Raw genomic sequence first — 17693 nt, forward strand, 5'->3', positions numbered from 1 at the left:
CCAGGTTATAGTATTCATGTGCAGCATGACACCGGGGCGCCGTCTCCCACCGGCCTCGACGAACTCGACATCGACTTGTCCGAGGCTGACGCCGCCTTCGGTGCGGCATGGTCGAGCTGGCTGGACGCGAATCTCCCGGCGATACATGCCGATTACGCGACGGCGACATCCGCCGCGGACAAACACGCCCTGGCCCGCAAGTGGCAGGCGCAGATGTCTAAGGGACGATGGGCCGCAATCCACTGGCCACCGGAGTTCGGTGGCCGATCGGCCACCGCCCGCCAGCAACTGCTCTACTACTTGATCTCGGCCGAGCGTCGGGTACCACCGCTTGCCGGGCGCATCGGGCTCAACCTCTGCGGTCCCACTCTGATCGCTCATGGCACTCCCGAACAACAGCAACGCTTCCTGCCCCCGATGCTCGACGCCAGCGAGGTGTGGTGTCAAGGATTCTCCGAGCCCGGCGCAGGGTCGGACCTGGCCTCGCTGAGTACCCGAGGTGAGATCGACGGCGACGAGCTGGTCATCTCCGGTCAGAAGATCTGGACCTCCGGAGCCCAGGTCGCCGACTGGATGTTCGCGCTGGTACGCACCGATCCCGACGCGCCAAAGCGCCAGGGCATCAGCTTCGTGCTGGTGCCGATGCACGCACCGGGTGTCGATGTGCGGCCAATCCGCCAGATCTCCGGCGATGCCGAGTTCAACGAGGTCTTCCTCGACGATGTCCGGGTGCCGCTGACCAACGTGGTCGGCCGACTCAACGACGGCTGGAACGTCACCCGCACCACGTTGGCCAACGAACGCGCGATCTTGTTCATGGGTCAGCAGATGGCGCTGACCGCCACGCTGCGCAAGACGATCTCGATGGCGAAAACACCCGATCCGTTCGGTGTGCGCGCCGCCGACAATCCACATCTGCGCGACCGCATCGCCCAAGGGTGGATCGACGTCGAACTGGTGCGACTCAACGGCATGCGCAACCTGGCCAAGGTGCTCTCCGGCCGAGAGCCCGGGCCCGAAGGGGCGATGTCGAAGCTGTTCGGTCAGCACACCGAGCAGAGTCTGCACGAACTCGCTCTCGATCTGGGCGGCGAATTCGCCATCCTCGATCGTGGTGCCGACAGCGCGCCCCACAAGGGCAAGTGGGCGCTTGGCTGGCTGCGCACCCGCGCGTCGACCATCGGTGGCGGCACTTCCGAAATTCAACGTAACGTGCTGGCCGAGCGCATTCTCGGCCAGCCCCGAGATCCATGGGCCGATGCATAGATGAAGTTTGAGTTCACCGACGAACACGAGGCCCTGCGCAGCCTGCTGCACGACGTCTGCACACGGGAGGGCGACGCCCGGACGGTCTACGACACCGATATCACCATCGATGGCCGGCTGTGGTCGGCGTTCGGCACTTCCGGACTGCTGGGGGTCGGCGCACCCGAAGTGTACGAGGGGGGCGGCGCCGGACCGGTCGAGCAAGTACTGATCGCCGAAGAACTGGGTCGTGTCGCAGGCGCTATCCCCTTCAGTGAACACACCGCCGCTGCCGATACCATCGCGCGACTGGGCTCCGACGATCAATGCAAAAGGCTTCTGGTCCCGCTCAATCGTGCCGAGCAGGTCGCCGGGATCGTGCTGCCCACCAAGGCCAATCTGGCCCGTATCAATGCCCGTACCGACGGTAACGGTTGGCGACTCGATGGCCGACTGCCACTGATCCCCAACGCCGCCGCGACAAACGTCTTGGTGGTTTCGGCGGTCATCGACGAGCAGGTGCGCTGGTTGGTCAGCGACGGCGCTGCGGTCACCGCACTGGCCACCGTCGACCGCACCCGACCGGCGGCGGCCATCGAATTCTCCGGCGCGGCGGCCGAACTGCTGGCCGTCGACGAGACACTCGGCCGCCCAAACGAACTCCTGTGGACACTCGCCGCAGCCGAAGCTGTTGGCGCCGCATCGACGGCGCTTGACATCACTGCACGGTATACCACCGAACGTCACCAGTTCGGGCTGCCGATCGGCACGTTCCAGGCGGTCAAACACCGCCTCGCGGACATGCTGGTGGCGGTCGAGAATTCCCGATCGGCGGTCTATGCCGCCGCCTGGGCGCTGGCCGAAGAAGGACGCGCCGGCCGGACCGCATCACTGGCGCAGGCCGTGGCAACCGGATCGGCCATCGAGGTCGTCAGCAGCGCGGTTCAGCTGCACGGTGGTATAGGCGTGACGTGGGAATGCGACCTGCACCTGTACCTGCGCCGAGCCAAGGCGCTGGAGGTCACCTACGGTTCGCCCGCCGAGCACCGGGCGCACATCGCCGAGAGTCTGCTCGACTCATGACGCAGGTGGTTGGCGCTGCCATGAACCTGTTGAGGTCAACGCCGAACAACGCGCAAACGTTGGCAAATGCGGCGGGTACCGGCGAGGTCAGCACCCCGCCGTAATCGATCAACAGCGTGGGCACAGCTGCACCCGAATTCGACACATCGACCTCCAGATCAGGGGACGGCAGAGCCCTCGTTGAGTTCGCGCGCCAATTCGCGCCGCAAAATCTTGCCGGTCGGCGACACCGGAAGTTCGGTGCGGAACACCACGCGGTCGGGCGTCCGCGAACCACGCAACCGGGCACGGACCCAGTCACGCAGTTCCTCGACGGCCGGGTCGGTATCCGGTTCGGCCACCACCACGGCCACGATGATCTGGCCCCATCCGGGGTCGTCGGCACCCACCACGGCGACCTGGTGGACCGAAGGGTGTTCGACCAGGACGTCCTCCAGCTCGCCGGGAGCGATGTTCTCCCCGCCCCGGATGATGGTGTCGTCGCTGCGGCCGTGCACGAACAGGTAGCCGCCGTCGTCTATGGTCGCCAGATCCTTGGTGGGGAACCATCCTTCGGCGTCCAGCACCGATCCGATCTCGGCGTAGCGGCCCGACACCTGCGGTCCGCGCAGGTACAGCTCACCTGTGCCGTCGGCAGCCAGGACCTGCCCTTGTTCGTCACGGATCTGCACCTCGATCCCCGGTACCGGGCGCCCCACCGAGCCGAGTCTGTGCACCGCGACCGTATCGTCGGCATCGAGCGCGGCCCAATGGTCCTCGGGCGTCAGGATCGCGACCGTCGAACTGGTCTCGGTCAGCCCGTATGCGTTGACGAAGCCGACATGAGGTAACAGCGCCAGTGCCTTTCGCACCAGGGGTAGCGGAACCCGCGAGCCGCCGTAGGCGAGGGTGCACAGCGAGCTCAGGGGTGCAGGCTGCCGTTGCAGCACCGACACGATGCGGTCGAGCATGGTCGGTACCACCGTCGCCGAAGTGACCTGCTCGGTGTCGATCAGCTCGATCCACGCGGCCGGATCGAAGGTCGGCAGATAGACCAACCGGCGCCCGGCGTACAGGTTCGACAACACCGCCCCGACACCGGCGATGTGATAGGGCGGCACACACACGAGTGCAGCGTCTTCCGGTTCCGCCGAATCGAATTCGACAGTGCCGGTGACATAACTGAACAGGTTGTCGTGGGTCAGCTCGACTGCCTTGGGTCGAGCGGTGGTCCCCGACGTGAAGAGGACGACCCCGACGTCATCGCTGTCGGCCACCGCGTCCACGTGGTCGGCCTTCTCAGCACGGCGCAGGAATTCGGCGCTGTCGACGACCTCGACCGCCGATGCTGCATCGACCGCATCGCGATACTGCGGGTCGGCGACCACCAGTGGTGCCGGCAGCCGCGCCAGCAGGCCATCGAGACCGTCGGCGCCCAGCCGATAGTTCAACGGGCAGAACGGAACCGCTGCCAGCGCGGCCGAGAACAGCAGTGCCGGCAGCATGGCACCGCCGACCCCGATGTACACCAGGGTGCGGGCACCACTTGCGGCGATCACCCCGGCGCCACCCCCGGCGAGGGCACCGAGCTGACCAGCCGACCATCGATGCTGACCATCGACGACGGCGATCCGGTCGGCATCACCCGAGGCCATCTCGAGCAGGAGCGAGAGAGTCAACCGTCCACCCTTTCGTGCATGCGCGGGCGCCGACCGGCCACCGCGTTGATCCGTCAGTTATTTGCAGCGTCAGTCGCTGGCCGGCAACGGCGCAGCAGTCTTGAGGGTCATGGCGGTCGAACCGACCGCCAGTGTCCCGGTACCGGCACGGGTCACCAGCACTTCGGCACCGGATGCATCGACGTAGCGTTTGCCCATTACGACACCCGCAGACCAATCCGGTTCCAGCGCCAGCCCATCGGCGTGCGCCGATCCGATTGGCACCATCGGGTGGCCGCCGGCGCGCAGGTCGTCGAGGCTGTCGGTGGCTTTCACCACGATGACCTGTGTGTCGCAGACCTGACTTTCCAGTCGTGCGCCGTTCTTGATCACGGGCCATTCTCCTCAAACCTCGACCGCCCCTGAGGGGCACAATATCGCCATAATAATACAACCTGGTTATATCTATTGATATTGCGTACAGGTACCAGCCGACTCTCTGGCGACCAGTGCGCATCTGCGCAGGCGCTCCGCAATACCATCGAACAAACACGTCAGGAGGGGCCGCGGTAGCGAGTCGGCCGGGCACTCCTGCTCGACATCAGGACCAGGATGAGCCAGACAACGAGCACCGGCGCGGGCCGTCCGCGCGATCCCCTGTTGGAGCAACGGGTGCGTAACGCCGCGGTGCAACTCTACGGCCGGGTCGGCTGGGCCGGATTCACCATCGACACCGTCGCCCGGGAAGCTCGGGTCGGCAAGTCCTCGATCTATCTTCGCTGGTCGGACAATACCGCGCTGCTCCTGGACACCCTCGAGGCCCGCATCGCCGTACCGTATGACATCGACACCGGTTCTGTGCGCGGCGATCTGCTGGCGATCGCTCGCAGCATCTTTGCGCTACTGACCGGCGATGCGGGTGACGCGTTACTGCGACTGTCCGCCGAGGGACGGCTGGTCCCCGAACTCGCCCCGCGCTGGGAAGACTTCATGAACGGCAACGTGACGGCGATGCGCAACATCACGCGTCGGGCGATCGAGCGCAACGATCTGCCAGCCGATACCCCCATGACCCTGTTCCTCGACGCACTTTTCGGCGGTCTGCTGATGCAGTGCCTGGCGACCCCGCCGTCGCGGATGGCCAAGCTGGTCGAGCAGTCCGACAGCTACGTCGAAGGCCTGGTCGACCTTATGCTGGCCTCGGTCACTCGGCCGCGCTGAGCCCCGAGTACTCCTCGATCAGTTCCCGTTTGTAGAGCTTGCCGGTGTCGCTACGCGGCAGCTGCGCCGCGAAAGCCACCGAACGCGGACATTTATAGTGCGCCAACCGATCTCGCAGCCAAACGATCAGCTGGGCACCGAATTCAGCGGTGCCATCCGCCGGGTTCACGGTCTGCACCACGGCGTGCACCGCCTGCCCCATCTCGGCATCGGGGATCCCGAAGACCGCCGCGTCCGCCACCTGTGGATGGGTGATCAATAGATTCTCGGCTTCCTGCGGATAGATGTTGACCCCGCCGGAGATGATCACGTGGTGGCGGCGGTCGGTCAAGAACAGGTAGCCGTTCACGTCCAGATACCCCATGTCCCCGACGGTGGCCCAACCCTGGCCGTTACGTGAGGCCACGGTCTTGGCCTGATCGTTGAGGTAACTGAACGCCATTCCGTCACCGAAGTAGATCTCCCCCACTTCACCGGGTGAAAGCTCTTGGCCGTCGTCGCCGACGATGTGCGGTACCCCGACCAGCGGTCTGCCGACCGAACCCGGGTGCGCCAGCCACTCTTCGGCGGTGATGTATGTGCTGCCCGCGCCTTCCGATGAAGCGTAAAACTCGTCGAGAATCGGTCCCCACCATTCGATCATCTGCGCCTTGATGCCCACCGGACAGGGCGCGGCCGCGTGTATCACGCGGCGCAGGCTGGACAGGTCGAAAATATTGCGCACGCTCTCGGGGAGTTTCAGCATGCGCACGAACATGGCGGGCACGAACTGCCCGTGTGTCACCCGGTACCTTTCGATGGCCTCCAGCGCACCTCGCGCATCGAAGGTCTCCATGACCACGACGGTGGCGCCCACCGCCTGGGCCGACATCGACCAGTAGGCCGGTGCCGTGTGATAGACCGGTGCCGGATTGAGATACACCGAGTCACGGTCGATGCCGAGTTTGTCGAACATCGGGGTCAGCAGCATCGGCGCATCGGCCGGCGACAGTCCGCTGAGCTGACGGACGATCCCCTTGGGTTTGCCGGTGGTCCCCGAGGAGTACTGCAGCAGGTCGCCCTCGCGCTCGTCGGGCACCGGCGTATCGGGATGCTCGGCCACGCATTCCGGATACCGCTGCCACCCTCGGATTTCAGTGTCGGCGATGATACGCAGCCCCGGCATCCGCGCGCCGAGCTCCGCATCGATCCCGCGGCACAGATCCGCAGTGGCGGGGGCACCGATCAGCCCGGCCGCGCCGCTGTTCGACACGATATAAGCAGCCTCCATGGCGGTGAGATGGGTGTTGACGACGACGTAGTACAAGCCGGTGCGACGGGCGGCCCACATCACCGCGTGGATGTGCTCGTTGTTGTTCATCACGACCGCGATCACCTCGCCCTCGCGTAGACCTGCCCGCCGAAAATGGTGGGCCAGCCGGTTCGCCCGGGCCTCCAACTCGGCGAAGCTCACGGTCGTCCCGGACGGATGCAGGACAAGTGCCGGCTTCTGCGAATCCATGTACTGACGAATCTGCACTGGCTTCCCACGTGGTCGTCGTGTGCGGCGCCGACGGCACCGATTCACTTGCAAGGCAGCGTGACCGAATGAATCACACAAGTTCTGATCATATAGCTACGTCGGCCTTGCCGGTGACGGCCGTGTCCGGCGACGGGCTCGGCTCGCGTCCCCACCCTTGCCGATCTTGCCACTCCCGCGGCGCCGTCCACGCTGAACTGGGAATGCCAGCGCTGCTCGGTATCTGAGTCGACACCGCAGCCACCGTCTCTGAATTCCACAACTCAATAACCGCGCTATTTCGTCGTCACGACACTAGCTAAGCCCACTGCGCCAGGGTCGATTTCCCCAGCGGTCGATGTGGGCCACCTCACCCACCGGTCGGCGGGAATTCGGTCCGTATCTGCCGCGTGGCCAGCCGAGCGGAATCACTCCCACCGGTGTGACGTTGCGGGGCAGGCCAAGAATGCGGCGCAATTTGCCGAGTCGCCACAGGGGCAGCGAAATGAGGCCTGCACCCAGGCCTACGGCACGCGCCGCAAGTAACACGTTCTGCATCGACGGGTACACCGACGCATACGGCGCGGAGTTGAACATGATTGGCCGCGGCAGGATTCGACCCGTCCAGCACGCCACGATGACCACTGGTATTTCGTTGAAATTATCGCGTTGCCACTCGATGGCCTTCCAGGTGCGGGCCCAGGCCACGTCGGTGCGCAACCGCCGCCGGTAGTACAGCGACATGATCGGAAAACCGCTGCGGTTCAATCGCGCCAACTCCGCTCGCACCAAAGGGTCTTTGACGATTACGAAGACAGCCTTCTGCTCGTTGCCTCCACTGGGGGCTTTCGTCCCGAGTTCGAGGACACGTTGAAGCACAGCATCATCCACCGGGTCGGGGTGCAGGCGCCGGATCGCCCGCTGGGTCTCCATCGCGTCCTGCAGGGGCATCACCAGTCCGCTCAGCGCAGCCTCTACCGTAGGGACGACACCAGTGGGTACCGCCTCGTCTGTCGTCACGATCACCTTTCGTCAATTCGAAGCCGACCATGCGCGGCCATACTGCCGGCCAGCTGGCGGAGCCAGCGAAGTCGTCGGCCGATCAGCAGTGCCCGCCGCTCGCATGGCGTGCTCTGCACACGAAACAACTTGGCACATCGATCGTTCAGGCCTTGCCCAGACAATGCGCTAACCAGGTTAGTAGATCACAGCGTGATGTCGCGCACAATCCGCTGGGAGGGTTTCACGGAGCCGCTGGGGCGGGTCCGCGGCAAGACAGCTGCCGAGCGGAGGCGGAGTTGAACGCCCCGACGCGTCCGAGAATCGGGGCGCTTCCGGAGAACTACTGCGCCTCGGTCTCCGTCGTCTGTCACCAACGCGAGAACGGGTTAGTCGGGTACGAGGCCACACTGCGTCGCGGTCGGTCATCCTGCGGCAGTCGCCCCGTCCTCGTGATGGTCTTTGCAATTATATTACCTAGTTAGTATTATCTGCCGCTGAGCTCAACAACCTAAGGACAGTGCCCCGATGGATTCACCGGTACTCGACGATCTGGTTGCCGAACAAGCGGTTCTCGATGACCTTCTATGCGATCTCGACGAGGCAGAGTGGGCGACTCCGACCCCCGCCGCGGGCTGGAGCGTTCGCGACCAGATCGCCCACTTGGCGATGTTCGATGACGTGACGATAACGTCGTTGACCGGCGGAGGCGAAGAGCGCTTTGCCAAGATCATCGCCGCGGTGGCGCGTGGAGACACGGCGTTCATCGATAGTCCGGCCGGGGATAGGCCGGGCAACGAAGTCCTGTCGGAGTGGCGGCAGGCCCGAGAGGGCGAGTTGGCAGCATTCCGGCGAATCGACCCCACCACTCGGGTGCCGTGGGGGCCGAACCTCATGTCGCCGGTGAGCTTGTGCACAGCCCGCCTTATGGAGACCTGGGCGCACGGACTCGATTGCTTCACGGCACTTGGTGTCGAGCCTGTCGATACCGACAGGCTCCGCCACGTCTGTCACATCACCTATCAAGCGATACCCTATGCGTTGATGCAATCCGGCGCGTCGACGCCGGTCGCGATCGATGATCTCGTTGTCGAGGTCGCCTCGCCCGCGGGAGCCTTGTGGCGTTTCGGCCGGCGCGACGCACCTAATCGCATAGCCGGGAACGCATCCGAGTTTGCCCGCGTCGGGGTCAGGCGGATGCCTCTGGAGAAATCGACTTTGCGTGCACAGGGACCCCTTGCCGAGTTGGCCTTGCCGAAGCTCAAGGCATACCTCTAGCAGGGCTCGCCCCAGACCGACGCGGCGCGGCGCATGAAACCGCGCATAGCGGTTCGTTGACCCGGTTGGCTGCCGTTTTCGACGAGAGCCCGATAACGGCGTGGCGCGAGCTGTCGCCGATGCCTTGGCTGATGGCGCTCGCTGAAATTCGGGGTAACCGAAACTGCAGCAGGCCCCCACCTTTGACATGTGTCGGCGCGTCCACGAGCAGCAGGGCGCCCTCAGCGCCATCCCCGCGTTGGCCTGAATGGATTTGCTCCTGCCTCTTCCGCGAACTGCCCTCACAATGATATAACCTGGTTGTCGTAATCGCGCAGCGGATTCTTCTGCGCCAATCTTTTGGACAGGAGGCTGGCCGATGACGTCCACCGAACTGGTCGTCGCCGACCTTGTTGGCAGACAAGCACGTCGGATTCCTGATCACATCGCTATCCAGGATGTCGCCAGCGCGGTCACCTACCGGGAGTTGGACCGTCGGGTGGATGGGTTGGCGGCTGGGTTCGCGCATGCCGGTGTCATGCCCGGCGATCGGATCGCGCTACTGGCGCCCAATTCCGCCCAGTATCTTCAAGTCCTGCTTGCATGTTCGAGAATGGGCGCGACGTTGGTTCCGATCAACGTGCGCTTGATCGCCGCCGAGGTCCGATTCCAAGTTGAGGATGCCAACTCACGATTCGCTGTGATCGACCCGTCGTTCGCCACACTGGCGACCGACGCCGGGCTGTTCGAACGCACCGTCTGGCAGACCGGTACCGAGCTGAATGAGTTGGCCGACCGCCACGTGAGCGAGGCCGCGGTGTCTCGCCCCGACACCCGCTCGACGCTGACCCAGCTCTACACCTCAGGCACCACTGGTCGACCCAAGGGATGCCTGCTGTCTCAATCTGCTTGGCTGGCCACCGTTTCAAACCAGATAATGGGATTCGGCTTCCACCATGCCGACGTAGTCACAATCCCCAACCCCTTGTTTCATGTCGCGGGCCTAGGACAGGCGTTGACGGTATTTGCCGTGGGCGGCACCGTCGTTCTGCCGGTATCGACATCCGTAGAAGATATTTGGGCGAGCTGCCGCGCGTACGGGGTGACGGTCGCTGCCTTCCCCACTGGCTTGGCCACCGCGCTGGATCACCCCAAAGCTGTCGAATCCGGCGTCAGTCTGCGGATGATCCTTGGTGGCGCGGGCATGGAAAAGGTTGACACCCTGCTGCGCTTGTCCACGATGCTGCCATCGGTCGAATTCGGGGGAATCTACGGCAGTACCGAAGCGGGCGGCTACTCCACTCGTAGTACGCAAAACGACGAGATCAGTCGACCCGGGACCATTGGACGTCCGCTGCCGCTGATCGACGCGATCCTGCTCGATGACGACGGTACGCAGGTCGAAGTCGGCGCAGTGGGGGAACTGGCGTTGCGGGGCAACAGCACGATGAGCGGCTACTGGAATCTGCCGACGGCGACAGCCGAGGCAACGCGCGATGGATGGCTGCGCACCGGCGATCTGATGCGGTTCGACGAAGAGGGCTACCTCTACTTCGCCGGCCGGTCCAAGGAAATGGTCAAGCCGGGCGGCGAGAACGTCTACACCATCGAGGTGGAACAAGCATTGCTGCACCATCCTCGGGTCAGTGAAGCGGCCGTCATCGGAGTCCCCGATGAGCGGTGGGGCGAGGCTGTGAAGGCAATTGTGGTGGTGAACGGCCCGGTTGAAGCTCAGGAGCTCGACGCATGGTGCCTCGAACGGCTCGCCCCATACAAGAGACCGCGGTGGTACGAGTTTCGCGAGGATCCGCTGACCCGCACGGCGATGGGGAAAGTGCCGAAAGCCGAACTTCGAGCTAGCCATGATCCGAAGACGTCGATCCGGCTGGGCGAGCGAGACCGCTCCGCTTCGTCGGCGACATGAAATGAGGAACTGATGGAAGCAGATTCAATCAAGATCGGAATCGACATCGGTGGAACATTCACCGACGGCATCGCATTGACCGGAGACGGGCAAGTCGCGCAAGCAAAGGCACTCTCCACACACGACACCAACCCTGCTGAAGGGGTCATGCGAGCCGTGGCATTGCTGGCTGCGAGCCTCGGCCGTGACGTCGAGAGCCTGTTACAGGCAACCGACAGGTTCAGCCACGGCACGACGATCGGCACCAATCTGGTTGTCGAGCGCAAGGGCACCCGCGTGGGCCTGATTACCACGCGCGGTCATCGCGACAACCTTCGAATCATGCGTGGTGCCGGCAGAGTTGCGGGTTTGCCGATCGACCGTGTTTTCGACGTGCAAGCGACCAAGAAGCCTGAGCCGCTGGTACCACACTCCTCCGTTCTCGAGATCGATGAACGCATTGACCGCCATGGGGAAGTGCTGGTCGCCTTCGACCCGCAACGTGTTCGCGCTCAGCTAACAGAATTCCTTGAGACACAGCCGATCGACGCATTGGCGATTAGCCTGCTCTGGTCGTTCAAAAATCCCGTACACGAGCAACAGATCGCAGCACTGGCCCGTTCGATCCGACCGGATCTGTTCCTCAGCCTCTCCTCGGAGGTTTCGCCGCGGCTCGGCGAGTTCGAGCGCACTGTTGCAGCCGTACTCAATGGCTACATCGGACCGGCGAGTCGCAGGTACATGATCGAGACGGGCCATCAGTTGCGCAGTCGCGGACTGGGCAACGAGCTCCTGATCATGCAGTCCCATGGCGGCGTGGTCCCAGTGACCACCGCAGCCGATGTTCCCCTCGCAACACTCGACTCCGGGCCGACCGGTGGGCTGGCCGCCACAGCCAGTCTCGCGGCAACTCTGAACCAACCCAATGTCGTAGCGACCGACATGGGCGGCACCAGCTTTGACGTCGGACTGGTCGTGCGCGGCGAACCGGTACTCGCGGAAGCGCGAGTGATCGACCAGTACACCTACCGCTCACCGGCACTCGACGTGCGCTCGATCGCCTGTGGTGGCGGTTCTTTGGCGTGGATCGATCCATACACCGGATCGCTGAGAGTCGGACCTTCTTCGGCTGGCAGTAACCCCGGTCCGGTCTGCTACGCACGGGGCGGCACCCAGCCGACCGTGACCGACGCCGATCTGGTTCTCGGGCTCCTGGATCCGAGCGGGTTCTTGGGTGGCACCATGTCATTGGATATCGAGGCCGCTCGCGCCTCGTTGGCCGCGTTGGGCGCCCAGCTGGGACTTTCGTCCGAGGAGACCGCAGCCGGAATTCTGCGCATCAACAATCACAACGCCGCGACCTTGATCCGGCAACGCACCGTGGAGCAGGGGCTGGATCCGCGCGAGTTCATGATCTATGCCTTCGGCGGCGCCGGACCAGTGCATGCGTCGGGGTTCGCTACCGACCTTCAGGCTGCCGGTGTTCTGATCCCGTTTGGGAATGGCGCATCGACGTTGTCGGCATACGGGATCGCATCGACCGACGTGCTCCGCTATTTCGACACCGAATGCCTGCTTCCCGCACCGTTCGATCACGAAGAGTTCGACCGCCTGCTGTACCAACTCGAAACGACGGCGTCCAAGGCGCTTGTCGAGGCCGGTTTCGACTCCGAGCAGGTATTGCTGGACCGCTTCGCCCTTTTGCGTTACGCCGAGCAGTACGCGTACAGCATCCGGCTTGCACTGCCCGACGGCGACGCGAAGAGTTGGACGGCAGAGCTTCCGTCTCGTTTCACCGACGCCTACTCCCAGCAATACGGCTCCGGTGCATCGTCGTTGTTCCACGGAATCGAGACCTTTGCGCTGCGTGTTCGTGCGCGCATCGCCTCTGGGGCACGTCCTCAACCGCAACCAGGCGGATCGACCCGCAGCCACCACGGTGTGAAAGAAGTGTTCTGGCCCGACCAGATGGATTGGGCAACCACCTTCCTCTGGGATGGGAGTGACTTGGCTGCGGACAGCCAGATCGACGGACCCGCGATCGTGCAATTGCCGCACACGTCGGTCTCGGTGCCGCTCGGACAGCGGTTGACCCGCGACACGTTGGGCAATCTCCTGCTACAGCCCTTGGAGGCGAAGTGACGTCGAACAGTCAAGCAATTCAGTCAGCTCCACAGACCCGATACTGGGATGGTGTGCTGCGCCCCTATGTTCCCGGGGCTGACTTGCAGATTGCGCCGGAGCTCGTGCTGCACAGGGAGATAGCCGAAGATATTGACCCGGTCACATACGAAGTCATCCGGTATTCTCTGCTTCAACTGAACTTCGAACATGCATCGCTGCTGTGCCGGCTGGCGATCTCGCCCGCGGTGATGATCACCCGCGACATGCAGACCACCATGCTGACGGAAGACGGCGATGTGCCGTTCATGGGTCCCGGACTGCAGTATTTCGCGACGGCGAGCTCGCTGATCGCCAAGTGGACGCTGGAACACCGGGCAGCAAATCCCGGCATCCGCGAAGGCGATATGTTCATATGCAACGACCCATACGTCGGCTCACCGCACCAGCCCGACACCTGTATCGCTGCACCGGTATTCGCCGATGGTCGGCTGTTCGGGTGGGTCACCAATACGATGCACCACCTCGACCTCGGTGGAATCAAGCTGGGCAGCACCGACGAGGCCGCCGCCGACATCTTCCAAGAGGGCATTTGTCTGCCCCCCACCACGGTCATGTCTGGCGGCCAGATTCGCGACGACATTGTTGACCTGTTCGCCCGATCCAGCCGGATGTCGCCCATGGTCGGCATGGATCTGCGCGCCAGCATCGCCGCCTGCGGTCGGGCGCGCGACCAGCTCAGCGCCCTGATCGACAAGTACAGTGCCGGAGCCGTCAAAGCAGTGATGCGGGGCACGATGGCCGCGGCCAGGCAGTGCTTCGAGGACCGGTTGGCTCAGATTCCTGATGGGCGTTGGGTGCATCGGGTGTACGCCGAGACCTGTCGCCCCGGTGACGACGGCATCTTCCGTATTCAGGTCGGCGTCACCAAAGAGGGCGGGCGCCTGCTGATCGACAATCGCGATACCGATCCGCAAGCCGGTTCACTGAACTGCGGATTCGGGGCTTTCTCGGGCGCGGTGCTTGCCGCCATCACGGCGAATCTCGTGTCCGATCTGTCGGGTTGCTACGGGGGGGTGTATTCCAATGTCGACTTCGAGCTCGAGCCCGGACTGCTCAATTGCGCTGAGTTCCCTGCGGCCGTCGGCCCGGTCGGCTCACGTAATGCGATGTTGAACATCAACGCCGCGGCGGTTGCGGTCGCCAAGATGATGTCGTGCGGCACTCCGGAAATTCGCGCGCGGGCGCTCGGGCCCAACACGACCAACTTCTACGGGGCGATCTGCGCCGGAGCCACACCGGCGAACGGTCCATTCACGATGTTCGACGCCGATGGCATGATCGGAGCGCTCGGCGCCCGCGCCAATGAGGATGGTGTCGACGCCGGCGGGCACTTTTGGATCCCCGAAGGCATCGGTGCCAACGTCGAGCACAACGAGCAGGGGAACCCGGTTGTCGCGCTGTACCGTCGTCTGGTGACCGGCGGCGCCGCCGGTGCCGGCCGATTCCGTGGCGGTCGCGGCGTAGAAGTGGCCTACATGATGCACGGAGCCGATGCCGCCGTTCTCTCGCTCTACAAGAATGAAGTCATTCCGAAAACGCAAGGCCTGTGGGGCGCAAACCCGGGATCGCTCGGAGCAATGCGCGTCAAGACCGACGCGCACGTCGACGCTCTGCTCGCGGCGGGCCGTGTTCCACAAGAATTTTCGGAACTCGATGGTGTCGAGACTCCGCTGCCCTTCAGCGGGGGCAGCCACCCGCCGATGACTCAAGGCGACGTGTGGACCATGACCAATCCCGTCGCTCCAGGGCATGGTGACCCGCTGCTACGGGACCCGAAACGCGTCGCCGAAGACCTTGCGGAGGGTGTTTGCTCCGTGGAGACCGCGGAGACGACCTACGGCGTGGTCTTCGACTCCGCAGGGACGCTGGACGCCGCGGCTACGGCGAAGACGAGGTCCAGCATCCGCGAGATCCGTCTCGGATATGCGCCCCGCCGCGACTTCCCCGCCGACGACGCCGAGGACACCGGCCGAGTGGGCGATACGCTACGCCACACCGAGGGCGCGTGGTCGTGCCAATGCGGTGCGGATCTCGGACGGGCGACCTCGTATAAGGAGCTACTTGTCCGACGGGAGACTCCGGGCGACAAGCTCGGCGCTAGCTATGCCTCGCCGGACCCACAGATGGCAGCTCGAATGAGCCTGCGCGAGTTCTTTTGTCCGCAGTGTGCCGTGCGGGTCGAGGCGGAGTTGGCCCGAGCTGATGACAGTGACTTGTGCGACATCGAACTCGCCATCTAGCCATCCAACGACAACGGGCCTCCTCAATGGGGTGCCTCGACGCCCGATAAGGAAGCAGAACATCCATGACCGCTAAGCTGATCCTCTTCGTCCGCAGGCGCAGCGATCTGACTCTCGAGCAGTTCAAGGATCGCTACGAATCCGGGCACGTGCCGCTGGCGCAGAGCCTATCGCCGCTACTGCGCAAATACGTCCGCAATTACTTGACGCAATTTCCGGGCGGCCCGGAACCTACATACGATGCGGTGACCGAGTTCTGGTTCGATAACATGGCGGATCTTGAAACGACGGTGAGCTGGGCGGCAAGCGACGAGGGGCAGGTGCTGGCTCGCGATGAAGCCGAATTCATCGACCGCGACTCGATGCGCCTTTTCATCGCCGACGAATGCAATCTCGCGGATGACTCGCTGCTCTGATCGACGTACCGTGCACAGCGACCCGCTCACCACAACCACTTCGTTCGACTGGTGGTCCGTCGGTGCATTCACGGGTTGAATCGTCCTAGCGGTCCAGAAGGCCTTGATGTGCCCCGGGGTTGGTCGACACCTGACCTATGACGATTCGTCCTTGCTGGAAGGATCAATGTCATGCCGACGCCGTTTCCTGCCGAGTTTCGCGCTGACGTGATCGACGTGGCCCGCAAGGGCCAGGCGCCATTGCGCAGCTGTCGGGAAGCCTCGAAAATGGTCCACGTGGGGAAATAATGTTCCCGCGCTGCAGGACTGGTCGGCGAGGTTGGCACACGCCGGCCAACGACGATCGAGGGAACTGTTCGTGCAGCAGACCCAAATGCCGACTCACGCGCCAATAGGCGCAGAACCCCTGAGTTAGGACATTTGGCATAGGAAGCCACTTTGATGCCGAGATCAGTGAGGATCTTTCGCTGGGGCTCGAGGATTTCGGATGGGAATGCCTGGGTGGGGCCGATGGACTCGACGCGCGAGGACCGGAACGTCAGGGCGGGCTGAGCCAGGTGCGCGTCGGAGTTACAAAGAATTTGTAGGGCCCGCGCGAGCAGAACGTGCTGGTGTCCGCCATGGTCGCGCAGCGGGTACCGTTGTACTCGATGTAGCGGCGAGTGGGTAGTTCCAGTTCTCCACGGCCCGACGGAAATTGCACGCCGAGCAGCCAGTCATAACGGGTCTGGACGTTGCCGTTGACCCAGCCGATGTTACGCGTGCCGGGCGGGGCGCCCCGGATGTCGCCAGTGCAGCCGAAGCTGCCACGATCCCAGATACCGCAGTTGAGTCCCAACGGCGTGGTGAACCACACGCCGCCCGCACTGGTGGTGAAGTAGTCGTCATACTTGACACGCTCGTACACGCGGAGAACGAGGTCGTCGTTGGGATATGGGCTGGGTTCGGCACGGCCCAGCGGCGACGTCATCGATCCGAAGGCAACAGCGATTGCCGCAGAAGTCAACAGCCGCTTGCTTAATCGCACCGCCCGTAGCTTGATCACGGCAGGTTCCCGGGCGATGACTCGTTCTCCGCCCGGTGCGGCACGCTACCGTAACAGGTCGCGTTCCCCACGTCGAGAATGCTCTCGCAGAGCAATTCGTCGCCCCGATAGATCCGCACGGTCACGAAGTGCCCGAGCAGGACTCGCCCGACCGTTGCGGCCGTGCGGAAGGGGGGCCGCCAGTCCGCGCGCAGTTCGGCTCCGTCGTTCTTCGGGCTCGTCGCGTCGACTACCGGCACGGTGAGGCTCCACGGCAGCGGAACATCCCGGAGCAGATGTTTTCCCGCCGTGTCGCGATACTCCACGCCGGCCAGTCCGGTTACCGAGTCCGAGAAGATCTGGTAGGTCACCGACTCCTCAGCGTGCGCCACCGGGAGTGCCGGCACACTTGTGAGAGCGACGAGCAGCGGGATGGCCCGTATCAGTGTTTGCTTCATCGAGGTCCTTTCGGAGGTCCACCGGCATACGGCGGTCGTGCGCCGCGCATCGGAACGTCTACGCGGCCAACACGACGGCCGCAAGAATCCAGCCGACCGAGTTCCCCTGCGACACGTTGACTCCGAAGTCAGTGAAGGAACAGTCGGGTATCTTGTCCCACCCCTGCAGCAGCGCCGCCTTTATCGAGTCGGACTCGTTCTTCGCAGCGCCGTGCAGGATAACCGACTTGGTCGCGGGAAAACCCAGATCATGTAGCCGCGGCTGGGCATCCAATTCGGGTTCGGTCCGTGATGCGTGGTCCAGCCATAGGTCATTGTCCCTGTTGATACCCGCGGCAGCTTCCTGGAGGATCGGGTTCGCCTTAAGGGGCGGGCACGATGGCGCCCGCGCGGCGATCACCGCCGAACCGAGGAGGCCCGAGTCGGCCGCTGCCGAGGGCGCCCAGCACCAACAGGCAACAATCAGGGCGACCGTCGTCACCGCACGACACCCAGCGCGGCATCGCCTCGGCTGACCCGCCAGCCTGT

Annotated in this window: 15 protein-coding genes; 8 read left to right on the top strand and 7 right to left on the bottom strand. The window is 64.0% G+C overall.

The window, feature by feature from the left end:
* Nucleotides 1-18 precede the first annotated feature (18 nt).
* Both ACZYY4_RS16785 and ACZYY4_RS16790 read left to right on the top strand, forming a co-directional pair.
* Nucleotides 19-1266 carry an acyl-CoA dehydrogenase family protein gene (locus ACZYY4_RS16785; RefSeq protein ID WP_463811128.1) on the top strand — a complete coding sequence of 416 codons (1248 nt, stop codon included), beginning with the start codon at nt 19-21 and terminating at the stop codon, nt 1264-1266.
* Nucleotides 1267-2328, top strand: a complete 1062-nt coding sequence (locus ACZYY4_RS16790) for an acyl-CoA dehydrogenase family protein (protein ID WP_463811129.1) — start codon at nt 1267-1269, stop codon at nt 2326-2328.
* 158 nt (nt 2329-2486) lie between these two features.
* Here the strand turns inward: ACZYY4_RS16790 and ACZYY4_RS16795 are convergent, their stop codons facing one another.
* A complete protein-coding gene (locus ACZYY4_RS16795) occupies nt 2487-3986 on the bottom strand; it encodes a class I adenylate-forming enzyme family protein (protein ID WP_463811130.1) in 1500 nt (499 codons plus the stop codon).
* 69 nt (nt 3987-4055) lie between these two features.
* A complete protein-coding gene (locus tag ACZYY4_RS16800) occupies nt 4056-4358 on the bottom strand; it encodes a hypothetical protein (RefSeq protein WP_463811131.1) in 303 nt (100 codons plus the stop codon).
* Nucleotides 4359-4577: 219 nt separating this feature from the next.
* On the opposite strand from ACZYY4_RS16800, the gene ACZYY4_RS16805 reads away from it, so the two are divergent.
* On the top strand, nt 4578-5186 hold the full coding sequence (locus ACZYY4_RS16805) for a TetR-like C-terminal domain-containing protein (protein WP_463811132.1): 609 nt from the start codon (nt 4578-4580) through the stop codon (nt 5184-5186).
* Here ACZYY4_RS16805 and fadD4 read toward each other — a convergent pair.
* Together fadD4 and ACZYY4_RS16815 are read right to left on the bottom strand one after the other, a co-directional pair.
* Nucleotides 5170-6705, bottom strand: a complete 1536-nt coding sequence (fadD4, locus tag ACZYY4_RS16810) for a fatty-acid--CoA ligase FadD4 (RefSeq protein WP_463811133.1) — start codon at nt 6703-6705, stop codon at nt 5170-5172. The two genes, ACZYY4_RS16805 and fadD4, sit on opposite strands and share 17 nt — an antisense overlap.
* A gap of 294 nt (nt 6706-6999) precedes the next feature.
* Entirely contained in the window at nt 7000-7617 is a 618-nt protein-coding gene (locus ACZYY4_RS16815) for a nitroreductase family protein (protein ID WP_463811134.1), read from the bottom strand.
* 594 nt (nt 7618-8211) lie between these two features.
* On the opposite strand from ACZYY4_RS16815, the gene ACZYY4_RS16820 reads away from it, so the two are divergent.
* The 5 genes from ACZYY4_RS16820 (at nt 8212) to ACZYY4_RS16840 (ending at nt 15683) form a co-directional block, all read left to right on the top strand.
* Entirely contained in the window at nt 8212-8961 is a 750-nt protein-coding gene (locus tag ACZYY4_RS16820; RefSeq protein WP_463811135.1) for a maleylpyruvate isomerase family mycothiol-dependent enzyme, read from the top strand.
* A gap of 358 nt (nt 8962-9319) precedes the next feature.
* On the top strand, nt 9320-10864 hold the full coding sequence (locus ACZYY4_RS16825; protein ID WP_463811136.1) for a class I adenylate-forming enzyme family protein: 1545 nt from the start codon (nt 9320-9322) through the stop codon (nt 10862-10864).
* Between the two features lie 12 nt (nt 10865-10876).
* Complete coding sequence (locus tag ACZYY4_RS16830; RefSeq protein WP_463811137.1) at nt 10877-12985, top strand: hydantoinase/oxoprolinase family protein; 2109 nt, start codon at nt 10877-10879, stop codon at nt 12983-12985.
* A 53-nt stretch (nt 12986-13038) separates the two neighbouring features.
* Nucleotides 13039-15267 (top strand): hydantoinase B/oxoprolinase family protein, encoded by a 2229-nt coding sequence (locus tag ACZYY4_RS16835; RefSeq protein ID WP_463811138.1) that lies wholly within the window; start codon nt 13039-13041, stop codon nt 15265-15267.
* Between the two features lie 65 nt (nt 15268-15332).
* Nucleotides 15333-15683: an EthD domain-containing protein gene (locus ACZYY4_RS16840; protein WP_463811139.1), complete on the top strand. Its 351-nt coding sequence runs from the start codon at nt 15333-15335 to the stop codon at nt 15681-15683.
* A 538-nt stretch (nt 15684-16221) separates the two neighbouring features.
* Here ACZYY4_RS16840 and ACZYY4_RS16845 read toward each other — a convergent pair.
* Genes ACZYY4_RS16845 through ACZYY4_RS16855 form a run of 3 tightly spaced genes read right to left on the bottom strand, consistent with a single transcriptional unit; the run spans nt 16222 to nt 17646 of the window.
* Nucleotides 16222-16728 (bottom strand): hypothetical protein, encoded by a 507-nt coding sequence (locus ACZYY4_RS16845; RefSeq protein WP_463811140.1) that lies wholly within the window; start codon nt 16726-16728, stop codon nt 16222-16224.
* Nucleotides 16725-17165: a hypothetical protein gene (locus tag ACZYY4_RS16850; protein ID WP_463811141.1), complete on the bottom strand. Its 441-nt coding sequence runs from the start codon at nt 17163-17165 to the stop codon at nt 16725-16727. Before ACZYY4_RS16850 ends, ACZYY4_RS16845 begins: the two co-directional genes overlap by 4 nt.
* A gap of 58 nt (nt 17166-17223) precedes the next feature.
* Complete coding sequence (locus tag ACZYY4_RS16855; RefSeq protein ID WP_463811142.1) at nt 17224-17646, bottom strand: hypothetical protein; 423 nt, start codon at nt 17644-17646, stop codon at nt 17224-17226.
* Nucleotides 17647-17693 lie beyond the last annotated feature (47 nt).

Source organism: Mycobacterium sp. IDUB_21 (genome assembly GCF_055419425.1).

Excerpts from the sequence above, each read along its gene's own strand:
- ACZYY4_RS16790 (WP_463811129.1), top strand. The coding sequence starts at position 1,267 with ATGAAGTTTGAGTTCACCGACGAACACGAGGCCCTGCGCAGCCTGCTG.
- ACZYY4_RS16805 (WP_463811132.1), top strand. The coding sequence starts at position 4,578 with ATGAGCCAGACAACGAGCACCGGCGCGGGCCGTCCGCGCGATCCCCTG.
- ACZYY4_RS16815 (WP_463811134.1), bottom strand. The coding sequence starts at position 7,617 with ATGGAGACCCAGCGGGCGATCCGGCGCCTGCACCCCGACCCGGTGGAT.
- ACZYY4_RS16820 (WP_463811135.1), top strand. The coding sequence starts at position 8,212 with ATGGATTCACCGGTACTCGACGATCTGGTTGCCGAACAAGCGGTTCTC.
- ACZYY4_RS16825 (WP_463811136.1), top strand. The coding sequence starts at position 9,320 with ATGACGTCCACCGAACTGGTCGTCGCCGACCTTGTTGGCAGACAAGCA.
- ACZYY4_RS16830 (WP_463811137.1), top strand. The coding sequence starts at position 10,877 with ATGGAAGCAGATTCAATCAAGATCGGAATCGACATCGGTGGAACATTC.
- ACZYY4_RS16840 (WP_463811139.1), top strand. The coding sequence starts at position 15,333 with ATGACCGCTAAGCTGATCCTCTTCGTCCGCAGGCGCAGCGATCTGACT.
- ACZYY4_RS16850 (WP_463811141.1), bottom strand. The coding sequence starts at position 17,165 with ATGAAGCAAACACTGATACGGGCCATCCCGCTGCTCGTCGCTCTCACA.